Source organism: Companilactobacillus mindensis DSM 14500 (genome assembly GCF_001434275.1).
Taxonomy (GTDB): Bacteria; Bacillota; Bacilli; order Lactobacillales; family Lactobacillaceae; genus Companilactobacillus; species Companilactobacillus mindensis.
The window spans coordinates 15,981-31,932 of sequence record NZ_AZEZ01000062.1 but is presented as its reverse complement, the minus strand read 5'-3'; the positions used below and the strand labels follow the sequence as shown (position 1 = coordinate 31,932).

14 protein-coding genes are annotated in these 15,952 nt (G+C 37.3%); 11 read left to right on the top strand and 3 right to left on the bottom strand.

What is annotated here, in order from left to right; genetic code table 11:
• Positions 1-112: 112 nt before the first annotated feature.
• From FD29_RS05950 to FD29_RS05940, 3 genes are read right to left on the bottom strand one after another with little or no spacing between them, the layout of a single operon-like run.
• Positions 113-1,057, bottom strand: a complete 945-nt coding sequence (locus tag FD29_RS05950) for a DHH family phosphoesterase (RefSeq protein WP_057888037.1) — start codon at positions 1,055-1,057, stop codon at positions 113-115.
• Between the two features lie 57 nt (positions 1,058-1,114).
• Entirely contained in the window at positions 1,115-1,966 is an 852-nt protein-coding gene (locus FD29_RS05945) for a metallophosphoesterase family protein (RefSeq protein ID WP_057888036.1), read from the bottom strand.
• Between the two features lie 47 nt (positions 1,967-2,013).
• The gene (locus FD29_RS05940; protein ID WP_057888038.1) at positions 2,014-3,459 is read right to left on the bottom strand and encodes an APC family permease; all 1,446 of its coding nucleotides are present in this window, start codon (positions 3,457-3,459) and stop codon (positions 2,014-2,016) included.
• 190 nt (positions 3,460-3,649) lie between these two features.
• On the opposite strand from FD29_RS05940, the gene FD29_RS05935 reads away from it, so the two are divergent.
• From FD29_RS05935 to rbsK, 11 genes are all read left to right on the top strand, one after another.
• Positions 3,650-4,402, top strand: a complete 753-nt coding sequence (locus FD29_RS05935) for an ABC transporter ATP-binding protein (RefSeq protein WP_057888035.1) — start codon at positions 3,650-3,652, stop codon at positions 4,400-4,402.
• A gap of 11 nt (positions 4,403-4,413) precedes the next feature.
• The gene (locus FD29_RS05930) at positions 4,414-6,204 is read left to right on the top strand and encodes an FtsX-like permease family protein (RefSeq protein WP_057888034.1); all 1,791 of its coding nucleotides are present in this window, start codon (positions 4,414-4,416) and stop codon (positions 6,202-6,204) included.
• A 406-nt stretch (positions 6,205-6,610) separates the two neighbouring features.
• A complete protein-coding gene (locus FD29_RS05925; RefSeq protein WP_186810611.1) occupies positions 6,611-7,342 on the top strand; it encodes an amino acid ABC transporter ATP-binding protein in 732 nt (243 codons plus the stop codon).
• A 12-nt stretch (positions 7,343-7,354) separates the two neighbouring features.
• Positions 7,355-8,182 (top strand): glutamate ABC transporter substrate-binding protein, encoded by an 828-nt coding sequence (locus tag FD29_RS05920; RefSeq protein ID WP_057888032.1) that lies wholly within the window; start codon positions 7,355-7,357, stop codon positions 8,180-8,182.
• On the top strand, positions 8,179-8,817 hold the full coding sequence (locus FD29_RS05915) for an amino acid ABC transporter permease (RefSeq protein ID WP_057888031.1): 639 nt from the start codon (positions 8,179-8,181) through the stop codon (positions 8,815-8,817). The genes FD29_RS05920 and FD29_RS05915 overlap by 4 nt, the downstream gene beginning before the upstream one ends.
• Positions 8,818-8,829: 12 nt before the next feature.
• Positions 8,830-9,483 (top strand): amino acid ABC transporter permease, encoded by a 654-nt coding sequence (locus tag FD29_RS05910; protein WP_057888030.1) that lies wholly within the window; start codon positions 8,830-8,832, stop codon positions 9,481-9,483.
• A 403-nt stretch (positions 9,484-9,886) separates the two neighbouring features.
• A complete protein-coding gene (nhaC, locus tag FD29_RS05905; RefSeq protein ID WP_057888029.1) occupies positions 9,887-11,317 on the top strand; it encodes a Na+/H+ antiporter NhaC in 1,431 nt (476 codons plus the stop codon).
• Between the two features lie 657 nt (positions 11,318-11,974).
• Entirely contained in the window at positions 11,975-12,622 is a 648-nt protein-coding gene (gene deoC / locus FD29_RS05900) for a deoxyribose-phosphate aldolase (RefSeq protein WP_057888028.1), read from the top strand.
• A gap of 17 nt (positions 12,623-12,639) precedes the next feature.
• On the top strand, positions 12,640-13,983 hold the full coding sequence (fucP, locus tag FD29_RS05895; protein ID WP_057888027.1) for an L-fucose:H+ symporter permease: 1,344 nt from the start codon (positions 12,640-12,642) through the stop codon (positions 13,981-13,983).
• Between the two features lie 18 nt (positions 13,984-14,001).
• Positions 14,002-15,018 carry an aldose 1-epimerase family protein gene (locus FD29_RS05890; RefSeq protein WP_057888026.1) on the top strand — a complete coding sequence of 339 codons (1,017 nt, stop codon included), beginning with the start codon at positions 14,002-14,004 and terminating at the stop codon, positions 15,016-15,018.
• A 12-nt stretch (positions 15,019-15,030) separates the two neighbouring features.
• Positions 15,031-15,945 carry a ribokinase gene (gene rbsK / locus FD29_RS05885; protein WP_057888025.1) on the top strand — a complete coding sequence of 305 codons (915 nt, stop codon included), beginning with the start codon at positions 15,031-15,033 and terminating at the stop codon, positions 15,943-15,945.
• The last annotated feature ends 7 nt before the right edge of the window (positions 15,946-15,952 follow it).

Sequence of the window (15,952 nt, the reverse complement as noted above, 5' to 3'; positions counted from 1 at the left end):
GAGCTTGAAGACAATTTTTAAATTGGCTCCAAGTCGTGCTCACTACGTTCCAGCCCGATCAGCTTTTGATCGGAAGGCGGCATATTTAATTTATCCCTAAGTCTCTGATTTTTTAGTTACCATTGGGTTTGTTTAAACTATCCATAGCTTTGATCAAAGCCTTCACTTGGTCCATGCTGCCAACGTAAGCGCCACTGGCTAAGGGATGGCCACCGCCACCGAATTCTTCTGCGACGCCATTGATCGAAACGTTTTTAGAACGAAGATTGACACGGAAACGGTTCAAATCTTTTTCACTGACAACGATCCAATTGTTGACATTGTTTATCCGACCAATCAAGGGAACAACGTTATCGATCTCGCCGTCATCTAGGTTGAAACGGTCCAAAGTATCCTTGCGAATGACGATGTAGCCAAAACCGGAGTCGGTGATTTTTAGATTGTCCAAGATATAAGCTTCTAAGCGAGCTACTTGGGTAGAAATTTCGTCCTCATGCAAGCCGATTTCAGAAACGTTGATACCGGTTTTAGCCAGTTGAGCTGCGATACTCAAAGTCCGATAACTAGTTTCGCCATACAAGAAGCGATTCGTGTCGCCGACGATTCCGGAATAAAGACTATAAGCACACTCTTTGGTAAGTTTGAACGTTGGAATCTCTTGGGATAAGGTGAAGATCATTTCAGCACAACTGGAAAAGTCATCTCTGACCCAATTAATATCACCGAAAGGATCAACGTTAGGATGATGGTCTATCTTGATAATTTTATCGGCAGTTTTGTATTCACCAGCATTGTCGATTCGTTCAGTGTTAGCAGTATCAACGGCAATCACTAAGGAATCTTTGTATGTTTCAGGTGAAACATTATCCATTTTACCGATCCAATCGAGGACGGGTAAGTCGATGCCGGTCACATAAACTTTCTTTTGAGGATAAGCCTCATGAATTAATGTCTTTAAAGCCGTTTGTGATCCAATGGCATCTGGATCTGGATTTTGATGTCTGAGAATAATAATCGTATCGTAATTCTCGATATTTTTTTGAATTTCATCAATCATAAGACTTACTCCTCAACAGTTATTGAATTATTTATAATTTTATCTTCAAGCTAAGCTTTATTGGTGTGCTAAGTCAATAAGAAATTCCTTGGCTCTTTGGCGATAATTATTTTCCAAATTTATTTTACGTAATTTGTCCTTATCGTGAGTTGAAGCATGACCAGTAGTCAATAATTCTTTGTAAAGTGACGGATAAGGGAAGCCCAATTTAATGGCATTGTCGAGTTCTTGTTGCAAGTCATAGTTGACTCTTCGAAAATCAACATCGTCAACTTTGCCATTGGAGATGTTCAACAAAATATAACTGGCATCACGATCTTTCATTAAACTTTTACGTGAGTACCATGGTTGACCGACAGAACCAGGATTTAAAATCATTTGGCCTTCAGTCGTAAAACGCCACAATGGCGTATGTGTGTGACCATAAATAGCGACGTCCATATCAGGATCAATATTTAATTCGTCAAAATTCTTTTGTTCTTTGTAAGCAAACAATTCATGTCCACGATTTGACGTAGGTAAATTATGCGTCAGTGAAAATTGGATGCCTTCGACGGTTTTGCGACCGGTTAAAGGCAACGCTTGGATTTGTTTGATACGTCCCGGAGTCAAATGCTCGTAATCGTATTTGACCAAGTTGGCAAAATAAACTTGACTAGGATTATCGAGGTCAACGCTTTGAGTATTAATAACAGATAGAAAAGCTGTTTCCCAGTTACCCATTAAATACTGAGTAGTATTAACTTCACTTAATAATTGAAAACATTCTTCCATTGAAGAACCACCGATAGCGAGATCACCGATGGACCAAATTTCTTGAGCGTCATTTTTCTCGGCATCTTTAAGGACGGCTTTTAGGGCAGTGATATTACCATGAACATCGGATATTACTGCTATTTTTTTTGTCATAAAAATCCCTCCTTAATCTATTACCTAAGTGTACAACAAAACTAAACTTAATTAGTTTCTTTTGAACGTTGATACTTAGCAATCAATGGCAAGATAATACCAACGGCAATCATCAATAATGGTTCGAGAATATTTAATTGTAGAACTTGCGTCCAAGCTGCTGTACCAGGTTTTTCGTCGGTAGGGAAGATTCCCAAAGTGGCGGCACCAAAAGTAATAGCAAAGCACCAAATACCCACGAGAATAGCGAAGTACTTATTTTTAATGTAAACGAAATCGGATTGGAAACGATCTTCATGCAATCTAACTAAAATAAAGGAACTAAATAGGAAACAAGTCGTGTAAGGCGAAACGATACCGTTCAAATTCAAGAGTTGATTAAAGATAGAATTCATATTTGGCAAGGTAGCACTCATGACCATGATCACGGTACAAATACCAGTCGTTAGCCAGTAACCATTGATTGGCAAACCACGTTTATCAGTCTTAGTTAATCCTTTTGGCAAGTAATCTTTGGCAGTATCGGATAGGAACATTCGTGTCCCAGCATCCAATAATACCGCCAACTGCGCCATCATATAAAGAGCTTGCGTCAAAGCAAATAAGTATAGGAAGAATTTACCCATACCGAACTCTTGACCCATGTATTGGAAAGCATAGTAAGAACCGTTCATCTTTAAGTCATTTGGCAAGTGGTGAGCATTGAAGAAGACACCCAAGGCAAATGAACCTAAAACAGTCAAGAAACCAGTCATGATAGCAAGCATCCACATGGCTTTAGGAAAATCGCGTTTACCATTCTTCATTTCAGTAACGTATGGAGCCGCAAATTCTGATCCGTTCATCGCAAAGATAACCAATCCAAAGGTTGATAAATAATGCATATCAAACTTAGGAATAAATGATTTTACTGTAAATGGTTGTGTGTGCGGCATGTTGCCTTGACCAAGATAAACAAAAGTCATGACAACGTACAAGATAGTAATAATAAACATCGCACCACCACCGAGAATACTCAAAATCTGTAATGAGTTTCTCAAATAATGTTGAATAAAAATAAATATCGTAAAAATAACCGCTGTAAGCAAAGCAAACATTGAATTGCTCATCTTATCAGACATAGAACTGTTACCATTGATCAACCAACCAAAGGAAACTAGGGTTGAATTGGCAACATCGACGATATATGGCAAACCAGAGACCCAAACGGTCCAGGCACAAATATATCCCCAAACATTACCACCAGTGGCACGTACCCAAGACGTAACGCCGCCACCTTCTTGATCAAATGTTGAACCTAAGTGACCAACCATCATTTCGTATGGAACAACGAAGACGAATAGCATCACGATCCAAGTAAATACGATTCCCAAACCTTGGTTATGGAAATTGTAAACAATATCATCGAAACCGATAACGGTAACGAAATCCATTAAAGCAACAACAGGCCAGCTAATATATGACTTCTTAGAGTTAGAGTCTAAATCTGGCATTTTTTTCCCCATCGGAAATACACCCCTTTTATATTTTTGTTTAGGACATCTTTGCGAATGAATAGTCCAAAAATATTATATCGCTTAATATAACGATGACTTACAAAAATGTAAGAAAGTGTAAGGAGAATCAAACGACTAAAATTCCCAATCCAGTTAAGATAGATATATCAAATGGAGGGAAGTACAAATGCAAAAAATCGTCGAAGTACAAAATGTTGAAAAGATTTATGGAAAGGCTGGCGAAAAACAATTCAAAGCCTTGTCAGACGTTAATTTTGAAGTAAAACCCGGCGAATTCGTAGGAATTATGGGTGCTTCAGGTTCAGGTAAAACAACGCTTCTAAATATTCTATCTACATTGGATACACCAACTAGTGGCCAAGTGGAAATCGCTGGTCAAGATATTACTAAATTGAATAATAACCAAATGGCTGATTTCCGTGCCAACAAGATCGGTTTTATTTTCCAAGACTTTAATTTACTAGAAAACTTAACTGCTTATGAAAATATTGCTTTGCCATTGGCTTTACAAAATAAACCAGCCAAATCAATTAAACCAGCTGTTTCAAGCATTGCAGAAAAACTTGGTTTGACTGAAATTTTAAATCACTATCCAACTGAATTATCTGGTGGACAAAAACAACGTGTCGCTGCTGCTCGAGCTTTGGTACACGAACCATCGATCGTTTTCGGAGATGAACCTACTGGTGCATTGGATTCTAAGAGTGCGCGGGCCTTGATGGATACATTGACTAAAATCAACCGTGAAGACAATGTATCAATTCTATTGGTAACGCACGATCCATTCTCAGCTAGTTTCTGTGATCGCATCCTCTTCATTAAAGATGGTGAGATCGGTCAGGAATTGAAGAAAGAAGACGTAAGTCGAGCTGAATATTATCAAGAAATCCTAGATTCATTAGGAACATTTGCAGAATAGGGGAGGAAAACATGTTAAACAAACTAGCTTTAAGTGGCATCAAACATCGAATTCGTGATTATAGCGTCTTGTTTTCAGGCTTAATGATTGCTTCAGCAATTTTCTATATGTTCATGTCGCTAGCCACAAACCAAACATTTCTCAGTTCCAATTCCCCAGCCGCTGCAACAAGCTTTATCTTTGGTTTTGGGATTGTTCTTTTAGCCATCATTACCATCGTCTATGTCAATTATGCCAACACATTCCTGTTGAGTATGCGTCAAAAAGAGTATGGGATGTTCATGATGCTCGGTGCCAAAAGTAGCAAAATTTCGCGAATGATTTTTGTAGAAACATTTGCAATTGGTGCCATTTCAACTGTCATCGGTACTTTGATTGGAATCCTCGCTACTGGTTTTGTCAGCAAGTGGATCATCAGTGTTTTGGATATGCAAGTTAAGCATTTCAACAGTTTTTATTTACCAGCATTACTTTGGACGTTTGTTTTCTTTATCGTAATTTTCATGTTCTCAGCAATTAGAAATTCAGTTTCGCTTCGTCGTAGCAAGGTTTTAACTTTACTAAAACGCGACAGTCAACCAGTTAAGATCAAACGTAACGGCGTTTTAAAGGCCATCCAAGCAGTTCTTGGTTTGATTCTTTTGATTATCGGTTACTTATCAATGTGGTATGCCGGTCAAAATCCTGGATTTATTTACTTAGGGATTCCAATTGCTTTAGTAACAATCGTTGGTGGTACTTACTTTACTATTAACTCTTTCGTTACAGCCGTAATCGTTATGTTGAAGAAAAACACTAAGTATTCGCAAAAAGGTTTGAATAATTTTACCCTTTCGCAGTTGAGTTTCAGAATCAACGATTATACTAAGATCCTTTCAATGGTTTCAATTATGTTTGCCTTGGCTCTGGGTGCTATCACCGTTGGTCTTGGTTTCAACAATCAGATCGACAATGTAGTAAATGGTCAAAACTATTATGATGTTCAATTAACTAATCCAGATGCTAGTCAACAGAAGCGTTTGAAGAGTTTGAATATCGATAAAAAAGATGTCTATAACTTCAAAGCCGATGATAAGAATGTTTATTATCGTGCCAGTGAATTCAAGAAACAACCACTAGGTTTTTCCCAGATCGATACGCAAACGATGATTTCTAAATTGGGTACTTCATCAGACCCAAGTAAGAGTGAGAATGCTCGCTATGAATTGATGAATACGAGAATGCCCAATCAACGGACTAAAGAAGCTAAATTTGTCAGTGACAAAGCATACTCCGCTATCAATGCTAAAGAAACTACAACTGTTTTAGTAAAAACTAATTCATTCAAAGATAATTTAGCCGGAATCAAAGCTATCTCTAAAGCTGAAGTCAAACGTTATCCAGTCTTGAAGAATGCGGGTGGCGACAAATACAGTTCTTACACACTGATCAATGGATTCTTCTCAGGTCTTGAGTTCATGGGATTTTTCCTAGGAATTGCTTTCTTAGCTATGTTGGCCAGTTGCCTGATGTTCAAGATCTTGTCTGGTGCTAATGGTGATGTTAAACGTTACAACATGCTTTATAAGATCGGTACCAAACAAAAAGTTCTTCGTTCAGCTATCAATAAAGAAATTGCCGTCTTGTTCTCAGTTCCAGCTGTTTTAGGTATCGTCCATGTCTTGATTGGTTTGCAGATGTTTATCAAAATTCTCTACAAACCATATGCACATATTGAAATTCCCTTCGCCATCTTTATTGTCTTGTATCTTGGTTATTACTTCCTAACTAGATATCTCTACAAGAAGATCGTTCTTAAATAGTTAGACAATCCCTCTTCCGAAGGACTGCGCACAGCGGGTAATTACCTTTTGTGCGCAGCTTCTCGGAAATCGAGAAGCACTTCCCCCTTAATAATTAATTAATCTACTTCGAAATCCTCAACAAATTTTCGAAAATTAAAAAACCAGGATAATTTATAATTATTCTGGTTTTTTGGTTTGTTCGGAAAAATATTTTTAATATACGATTCCAAAAATTTTTATGCTTGTAACATTGGTGTTATAGTTTTTTTGTAACCTTGACCATTTGTGTGAAAGCCGTACAAAAAATTCACAAATTGTTTTTTTTGTTGCTAAATGGAGAAATGAACATTAAAATTTTCTTAATATAATTAATGTATTAAAAAGATTTTTATGAATTAGGAAGGGAGTAATAGCTATGTCTTCAATGATTGAATTCCGTAATGTACAAAAATACTACGGAGAATTCCATGCATTAAAGGATATTAACCTTGAAATCGATAAGGGTGAAACAGTCGTTTTAATTGGACCATCTGGTTCAGGTAAAAGTACCTTATCAAGAACGGTCAATGGGTTGGAAACGATCCAGGAGGGACAATTGATCGTCAATGGACGTGATATCGCTGATAAGACAACTGATATCAATAGAATCAGACGTGATGTCGGAATGGTCTTCCAACACTTTAATTTGTATGCCAACAAAGATGTCTTAGAAAATATTATGTTAGCACCTCGAATCGTACTAAAAATGAACGAAGAGGAAAACAAGAAGCAAGCGATGGCTTTACTCGACCAGGTTGGTTTAGCCGATAAGGCCCACAACATGCCTTCACAGATCTCTGGTGGTCAAAAGCAGCGTGTCGCTATTGCCAGATCATTAGCTATGAAACCTCGTTGTATGCTATTTGACGAACCCACAAGTGCACTTGATCCGGAAATGATCGATGATGTATTGGGCGTTATTAAATACGTTACAAGTCAAAGCGATATGACGTCTCTGATCGTTACACACGAAATGGGCTTTGCTCAAGAAGTTGCTAACCGTGTTATTTTCATGGCTGACGGACAAGTTTTGGAAGATGATTCTAAGGACAAGTTCTTTGATCACCCAACTAACGAACGGGCCAGACAGTTCCTAAGCAAGATCATTAAACACTAGGAGGGTATTGAGATGAAACGTTTGAAATATATAGTATTAGTCATCACTTCTTTACTCCTAGTCTTTTCATTGACTGCCTGTGGGAATCAGTCGTTGTCATCGCAAAACATTTTAGAGAATGATAAAAAGTCTAAAACTGTCACTTGGGGTGTCAAAGCTGATACTAAACTGCTTGGTTTAATAGATGTTAAAGATGGACAAGATAAGGGGTTTGAAATCGACCTTGCTAAGGCAATCACTAAGAAGATGCTTGGTAAAGATGCTAAAGCCAAATTTGTTACCGTTACATCACAGTCACGTATCCCATTATTAAAGAACGGTAACATCGACGCTATCATCGCTACAATGACCATAACGCCGGATCGTTTGAAGACAATCGATTTTTCTGATTCATATTTCGATGCCGGACAATCGATCATGGTCAAAGACAATTCACCAATTAAAAAAGTGCAAGATTTGAATAACCGGACGATCATTGGGGTTGTCGGTTCTAATTCTGTTCAAAACGTAAAGAAATTCGCACCAAAGGCGAGGGTTCTACAGCTACCTGACTATGCACAAGCTCTGACCGCTTTGAAGTCTGGTCAAGGGGATGCTTTAACGACTGATAACGTTATTTTAGCTGGTATGGCCGTTAAAAATCCGGGATATAAACTTCAAGGTAAGGCCTTCACGACTGAACCTTATGGTATTGGTATCAACAAAGGCCAACCTGAATTTAAAGCTGCCGTTAATAAAGCTCTAAAAGAAGTTCAAGCAGATGGTACATACAACAAATTGATCATTAAATGGTTTGGAAACGTACCTGGATTCAACTACAAGGAGGTGTTACGCAAATGATACATTTACTAACAAGTAATTGGAGTGCCTTCATCAGTGGTTTTGGATGGACGCTGTTATCGAGTATTTTGGCGTTGTTCTTCAGTTTGATCATTGGTTCGTTGTTCGCTATTTTGGAAGTAGTGCCTAACAAAGCTTTACGGATCATCGGTAACGTCTATGTAGAAATTTTCCGTAACATTCCGTTGTTGGTTATAACGATGTTCTTTTATTTAGTAATTCCGTTGTACATTGTTAAAATTAATGGTTTCACTGCCGGAACTATCGGTTTGACAATCTACACATCAGCTTTCATCGCTGAAACTGTTCGGGCGGGAATCAATTCGGTTGACCCTGGTCAGATGGAAGCCGCTCGTTCACAAGGGATGACTTTTTGGAAAGCAATGCGTTATATCGTTTTGCCACAAGCCTTCAAATACGTCATTCCACCATTGGGAAACCAATTCGTTAACTTGGTCAAGAATTCGTCCGTATTAGCTTTCGTTGCCGGATTCGATTTGATGTATCAAGGTAATGCGATTGCTTCACAAACTTTCGAGACAGTTAACACGTATGTAATTGTTGGTATTTTCTATTTGATAATTACATTGCCAATCAGTTACTACATGCAACATCTAGAAAAGAAATTGGCTTAGGAGGGGTAAATTATGCAAAATTGGATAGATGCTTATTCATGGATCAATATTAGATTTCTTCTCCAAGGCTTGTGGATCACAATTTTGATCTCAGTTATTTCAGTTATATTGAGTTTTATTATCGGTTCAGTCTTGGGAATTATTCGTTATGCCAAGATTCCCTATCTTTCAAGAATCATCGGATTCATTATCGATGTAATTCGTAATTTGCCACTGTTACTGATCATCTTCTTCGTTTACTTTGGCTTGCCTGCCTTTGGATTCAAACCGGATACGATTCCAGCCGCGATTTTGGCAATGACTGTTTTTGAATCGATGATGATTGCTGAAATTATTCGTTCGGGGATCAATGCGGTCGATATCGGTCAAATGGAAGCCTCGAGAGCAATGGGAATGAATTTGGCACAAGCTATGTGGCACATCGTTTTACCCCAAGCTTACAAAAAGATGATCCCAGCTTTAGTTAGTCAATTTATTTCGCTGATCAAGGATACATCGTTGGCTACGATCATCGTGGTTCCGGAATTGATGCAACACGGTCAAGTTGTTTATGGACAAGATCCAAATTACATCATTCCAGTCTTTGTAGCGATGGCCATCATGTACTTTGTCGTCTGCTACGCTTTGTCATTGTTATCTAAATTTATTGATCGTCGCATGGCATAAAAATATTTTTAGCTTGACGGATCAAAAAGAACCTGTTAGAGTTGGAACCATTCAAATAAACAAATTAAGTGTTTGAACCAATTAGTAATGCATCTGGGTGTCAGAAAGCCGGTGGTTAATGCGAACCGGTCAGGGTGTACTTATGAAATACCAAACACGACTTGGTTTTTCCAAGCGGAATGAGAGGGCCGTTATCCTCGAGAGTGGAGTAATAGCTTATTTAGACTAAGCTATTCTCAAGCTGGGTGGTACCACGGTAAATCAATCGTCCCTGTTGCATAATATATGCGGCAGGGACTTTTTTTATATTTAAGGGGTGTAAGATATGATTGTAAACACGTGCGGTGGTAATCCTCGATATTAATTTTTCTCGAATTAGATAAAAACAATTGGAGGAATTAGGATGAATAAAAGTAAAAAAGATGTAAGTTTTAGAGAAGCAATCGCTATTTTAGTTATGATGTTGATTGTTTTAGGTTTTGGGGTCATTAAATTTGGTTTATCACCACAAACACCGGTTTTAGTAGTTATTGGACTATTGATTCTTTGGAGTAAACTTCGAGGCAGTAGTTGGGACGATATCTTTGATGGTATCAGTGATGGGGTTAAGAACGGTATTATTCCCATCTTCATTTTCATTTTGATCGGTGCCTTGATTGGTACTTGGATCGCCGCCGGAATTATTCCATCAATGATGGTGGCCGGTTTCCACATGATTTCAGCTCAATGGTTCGTGCCATCAGTTTTCCTAGTTTGTGCTTTGATCGGTACTTCGATCGGTAGTGCTTTTACAATTATTTCAACTATCGGTATTGCACTCTTCGGAATGGGTCAAACCTTAGGTATGAACCCAGCTTTAGTAGCCGGAGCTATCATTTCCGGAGCAATTTTTGGTGACAAGACTTCACCACTTTCAGATTCAACTAACTTGGCTTCGGCCATTGCGGAAGATGATCTTTTCGCTCACATTAAGAACTTGATGTGGACAACCATTCCCGCATTCTTGATCTCATTTATTCTTTACGCAATTTTAGGTAACGCTGGTTCAGGTGCTAGTTTGAGTAAAATCGATACGACACTTAAAGTTTTGAACAGTAATTTCGTAATTTCTTGGTGGTCAATTTTACCAATCGCTATATTATTCTTCTGTGCCATTATGAAAGTGCCAGCCGTTGCCACTTTGATCTTAAATATCACCGTTACAGTCGGTATGATCTTTATTGAAAAACCTGGTACGCCGGTTAAAGATATTGCCGGTTTCATCGAAAATGGTTTCGTGTCAAAAACTGGTAATGCCAGTGTTGATGCATTGCTTACTCGTGGAGGGATTGCTTCCATGATGGGTACTGTTTCCCTAATTTTCTTGACCTTGTCACTAGGTGGCTTGTTAATGAAGTTTGACGTCATTCAAACAGCTATGACACCACTTGCTAAGAAACTCAAGACACCAGGTTCCGTCGTTACAGCAACCATTCTTTCAGGAATCGGTGTTAATATCTTCGTTGGTGAACAATACTTATCAGTTATCCTTCCTGGTAAAGCCTTCAAAGAAACTTTCAACAAACGTGGCTTGGATAACTTGGCCTTGAGTCGTGTACTTGAAGATGGTGGTACAGTAATCAACTACTTGATCCCTTGGGGTGTTGCCGGAGCTTTCGCAGCTAACACTTTAGGTGTACCAACTTTGAGCTTCTTACCATTCTGTTTCTTCAGTCTACTTTCACCACTTCTTTCTATTATTAGTGGATTCACTGGTATTGGTTTGAAACGTCTACCTGCAGCTAAAGAGGAAAGTGCGAGTAGTGGCCGCAAAATAAATATTGAATTAGATTAGGTTACTCGTTTTTATATGATATTTTATGAGCCTGTTAAAAAAATATGACTATGAATTAGGTTAAATAATAAAGATTGAAATTGAATATTTTAAAAGAACCCCGGCATGCCGGGGCTTTATTATTTCCCTTAAATCGAGTTGAGTATGTATAAGCACTGCAAATTTAAAGTATAGGTTTGGAATGTATAAAGTAAAAAACAACATCAAGTGATAACTAATCGAGAGTTACTAAGTAAATAAGACAATGAGAACTGTGATTTTAAACAGTTTTTGTTGTCTTATTTTATTTGAATATTGTCTGTCTAGATGGACTTTATTTTTGAACGAGATGGCTTAAATTGCAAGAATTCAGTCATTAAAAAATGGAACTAAATTCTGGATCAGAAATATCAAATCAGAAGTGAATATATGATTATTAATTTAAGAAAATAGACAAAAACAGTAATAATGCAAAAAAAATTAATTATTTTTTTGTATTCACAAAGTTAACGATTGATAAATGGAATGCTCATGAGTACGTAGTGTTTTACATATGTAAAAATTGTTCATTTTACAAATATAAACATTATGTGTGAACATAATTTCATTGTAAGGGTTTACAAATGGCAAATTGATGGTTATGATTGAGCCATAAATTAATGAAAGGGGTTTCATATAATGGAACTTTCAAAATATATCGATCACACACTACTAAAAGCAGAATCTACAGAAGAACAAGTTAATCAAATTATCAAAGAAGCAAAAGATAATAATTTTGCGTCTGTAATGATCAATCCATATTGGGTTAAACACACACACGAACAATTAAAGGGTACTGACATTCACACAGCTACTGTAATTGGTTTCCCTCTAGGTGCTAATACAACAGACATTAAAGTTGCCGAAGCTAAGAAGGCTATGGAAGACGGAGCGGATGAATTAGATATGGTTCTGAACATCGGTGAATTAAAGGGTAATAACTTGGATGCCGTTGAATCAGATATTGTTGCCGTAGTTGAAGCAGGACATGCGCAAAACAAGATTGTTAAGGTAATTATTGAAACAGCACTATTAACTGATGATGAAAAAGTAACAGCTGCAAAACTAGTTATGAAGGCTGGAGCAGACTTCGTTAAAACATCAACAGGATTCTCAACTGCAGGTGCAAAAGTTGAAGATGTTAAGTTGTTGAAACAAACGGTTGGAGATGCTATTGGAGTTAAGGCTTCAGGTGGTATTCACTCTAAGGCTGAAGCAATGTCAATGATTGCTGCAGGTGCTACAAGATTAGGTACAAGTGCAAGTATCAAAATCGTTGAAGGATAAAATGGAGGATTAATTAGATGGACAGTCCAATAACTAAGACGCATAAAAAAGGTTTTCATTTGTTCAAGCTGCACGCTGAAGAAACTGATGATGGATATCTAAACAAGATTCCTATTTTCCAATTTATTCTTTTGTCTTGCTTGTTCCCAATGTGGGCAGCAGCAGCCAGTTTGAATGATATTTTAATTACTCAGTTTAAAACAATTTTTACTTTAAGTAACTTTGCTAGTGCTTTTGTCCAAAGTGCATTCTATGGTGGTTATTTCTTGATTGCTATCCCTGCATCATTGGTTATTAAAAAGACATCTTATAAGATCGCCATTTTAATCGGATTATTGTTCTATACGGGTGGATGCATGCTATTCTTCCCAGCCTCAACAATGGCAACATATGGTGTTTTCCTAGCAGCCTTATTCGCAATTGCGATTGGATTGAGTTTCTTGGAAACATCAGCCAACACATATAGTTCATTATTAGGACCTGAAAAAACTTCAACTCTTCGACTTAATATTTCTGAAACATTTTATCCAGTTGGAGCTATCACAGGGATCTTAATGGGTAAGTACATGATATTTGGTTCAGGAGCAAGTCTTGAAAAGCAAATGGCTGGAATGTCAGGAGCTCAAAAAATTGCTTTTGGTGAACAAGCATTACAAAAAACTTTAACACCTTATAAATACATTATTGTTGTATTGATCATCGCTATTATTGTCTTTGCATTAACTGAATTTCCAAATAGTAAACCAAAGGGTGGAAGTAGTGTTAAATCTGCTAAAATCTCTGAAACATTGAAATATTTGGCACACAACAAAGAATATAAAAAAGGTATTTTCACTCAATTCATGTACATTGGAATGCAAACAGCCGTATGGTCATTCACAATTCGTCTAGCCATGTCATTGAATGGAAGTATTAATGAACGTGATGCTTCAACATTTATGATTTTTAGTTATATCGCATTCTTCTTAGGCAAGATGGTGGCCAACTTCTTAATGAAGAAATTCTCACCATCAAGAATTCTTTTATGGTTCAGTATTATTGGTTCATTAGCTTTGATCTATATCATCTTTGTTCATAATATGACGGCCGTATATGCAGCTATTTTAACAAGTGGCCTATTTGGACCATGCTGGGCAACTATTTACTCAAAGACTTTGGATACTGTAAAAGACAAGCGTCATACAGCTACAGCTGGTGCAATCATTGTTATGTCAATTATCGGTGGTTCATTTATTCCATTGATTCAAGGACTAGCAGCTGATTCACTCCACTCAATGTCTTATTCATTCGTTGTTTCACTTGTAAGTTTCGTTGTTGTAATTATCTATTCAGTTGATCAAATTAAACACAATAACTTGTAATAATTAGGAGATTTAAAAATGACATTAATACATCTAACCCACAGTTTATTTAATGAAAAACCATTTAAAGTTCTTGAAAATGATGATTTTTCAGTTGAATCATTTACTTATGAATCCGGAGTTGAAGGATTAACAGTCAAAAACTCACGTGGTCATCTAACACTATTACCTTATCAAGGAATGATCATTTGGGATGCCTTCTTTGATGGAGAGTCATTGAAGATGAAAGACATGTTCTCACAACCACTTCCTGGAAAAGGAATCGCTGATACATATGGCTGTTTCCAATTTTCATCAGGATTATTGGCAAATGGAACTCCTGGACCAGAAGATAATTATCAATTACACGGTGAATTCCCTACATCAAAGATGAGTGACGCATACTTAGATGTTGAAGATGGATCAATCACAATCGGAAGCAGCTTTGAATATGTTAAAGGATTCGGATATCATTATTTAGCAAAACCTAGTGTCGTGATGCACAAAGAGAGTGGCTTGTTTGATATTAAGATGAGCGTAACAAACTTATCAAAGGCTCAAGAGATGCCGCTACAATACATGTGCCATATGAATTATGCATATGGTGAAAACGCAACGCTCACTGATTCTTTGCCAGACGGAACGTTTAAACTCAGACAATCAGTTCCATCACATGTCCACCCAACAAAAGAATGGTTGGCATATAACGATGAATTGAAGGCATCTGGTAAGGTCATTGATAAACTGGATGATTCTAAACATTACGATCCTGAAATTGTATTCTTTACAGATGATTTAACTCAATATTCTGATACTGCTGAATTTAGAATGACTTTGGCTAACGGAAAGAACTTCCTAACAAAGATTCATACAGCAGAGTTCCCAATAGTTACTCGTTGGATTCTTTATAATGCTGATCAACAGGTTGCAGCATTTGCACTACCTGGTACAAGTCGTCCTGAAGGTTATCATGCCGCTGAAAAAGCTGGTACATTAATTTTCTTGAAACCACTAGAAGAAAGAAAGTTCAGTGTCACAACTGGATTAGAAAAGTAGAGGGTATTTACTATGAGTGATATTACAGTAATTGGTTCAAATATGATTGATTTGATTACCTATCTAGACAGAATGCCTGTCGAAGGAGAAACAGTCTCTGCACCAGATTTTGAAATGGGATTTGGTGGAAAAGGTGCTAATCAAGCTGTGGCAGCCTCACGTTTAGGCTCAGATGTAGCAATGATCACAATGGTTGGTCATGATAATTTTGGTAAACAACAATTGGCTAATTTCCAAAAAGTTGGAATTGATACAAGCTGTATCGGTGTTGGTAATTCAAATAGTGGAGCTGCTCCAATATTCGTTGATCCATCATCAGATAACCGAATTATCGTTATCAAAGGTGCCAATAATGAATTGACACCAGAGGTTCTAGATTCATATAAGGAACAAATCAAGAATTCCAAGTTGATTGTTCTTCAACAAGAAATTCCGTTGGAAACAAATTATCATGCAATTGATTTAGCCGAAGAGTTCGGAGTTCCTGTATTGTTGAACCCAGCTCCTGCTAATAATGATTTAAACTTGAAGTATGTTTCAAAGGTTGAGTTCTTCTCACCAAATGAAACTGAACTTTCAACCTTAACTGGTCTATCAACAAGCAATCTTGATGAAATCAAAACTGCCGCTAAATTCTTAGTTAAGGAAGGCGTAGGTAATATTATTGTTACACTAGGTTCAAAAGGTGCTTTGTGGGTAAATAAGGATCATGAAGAAATTATTCCTGGTAAAAAAGTGAAAGCAATTGATACAACAGGTGCAGGTGATTCATTTATTGGTTCATTCGCACATTACTTCACAGAAGGCGAAAGTATTCCTGAAGCATTAAAACACGCTAACGAATACGCAGCTGTTACTGTAACAAAGAAGGGAACGCAGAAATCATATCCAACAAAAGATGAACTAAAGGAATTGGTAGAGGCCTAAAACGATA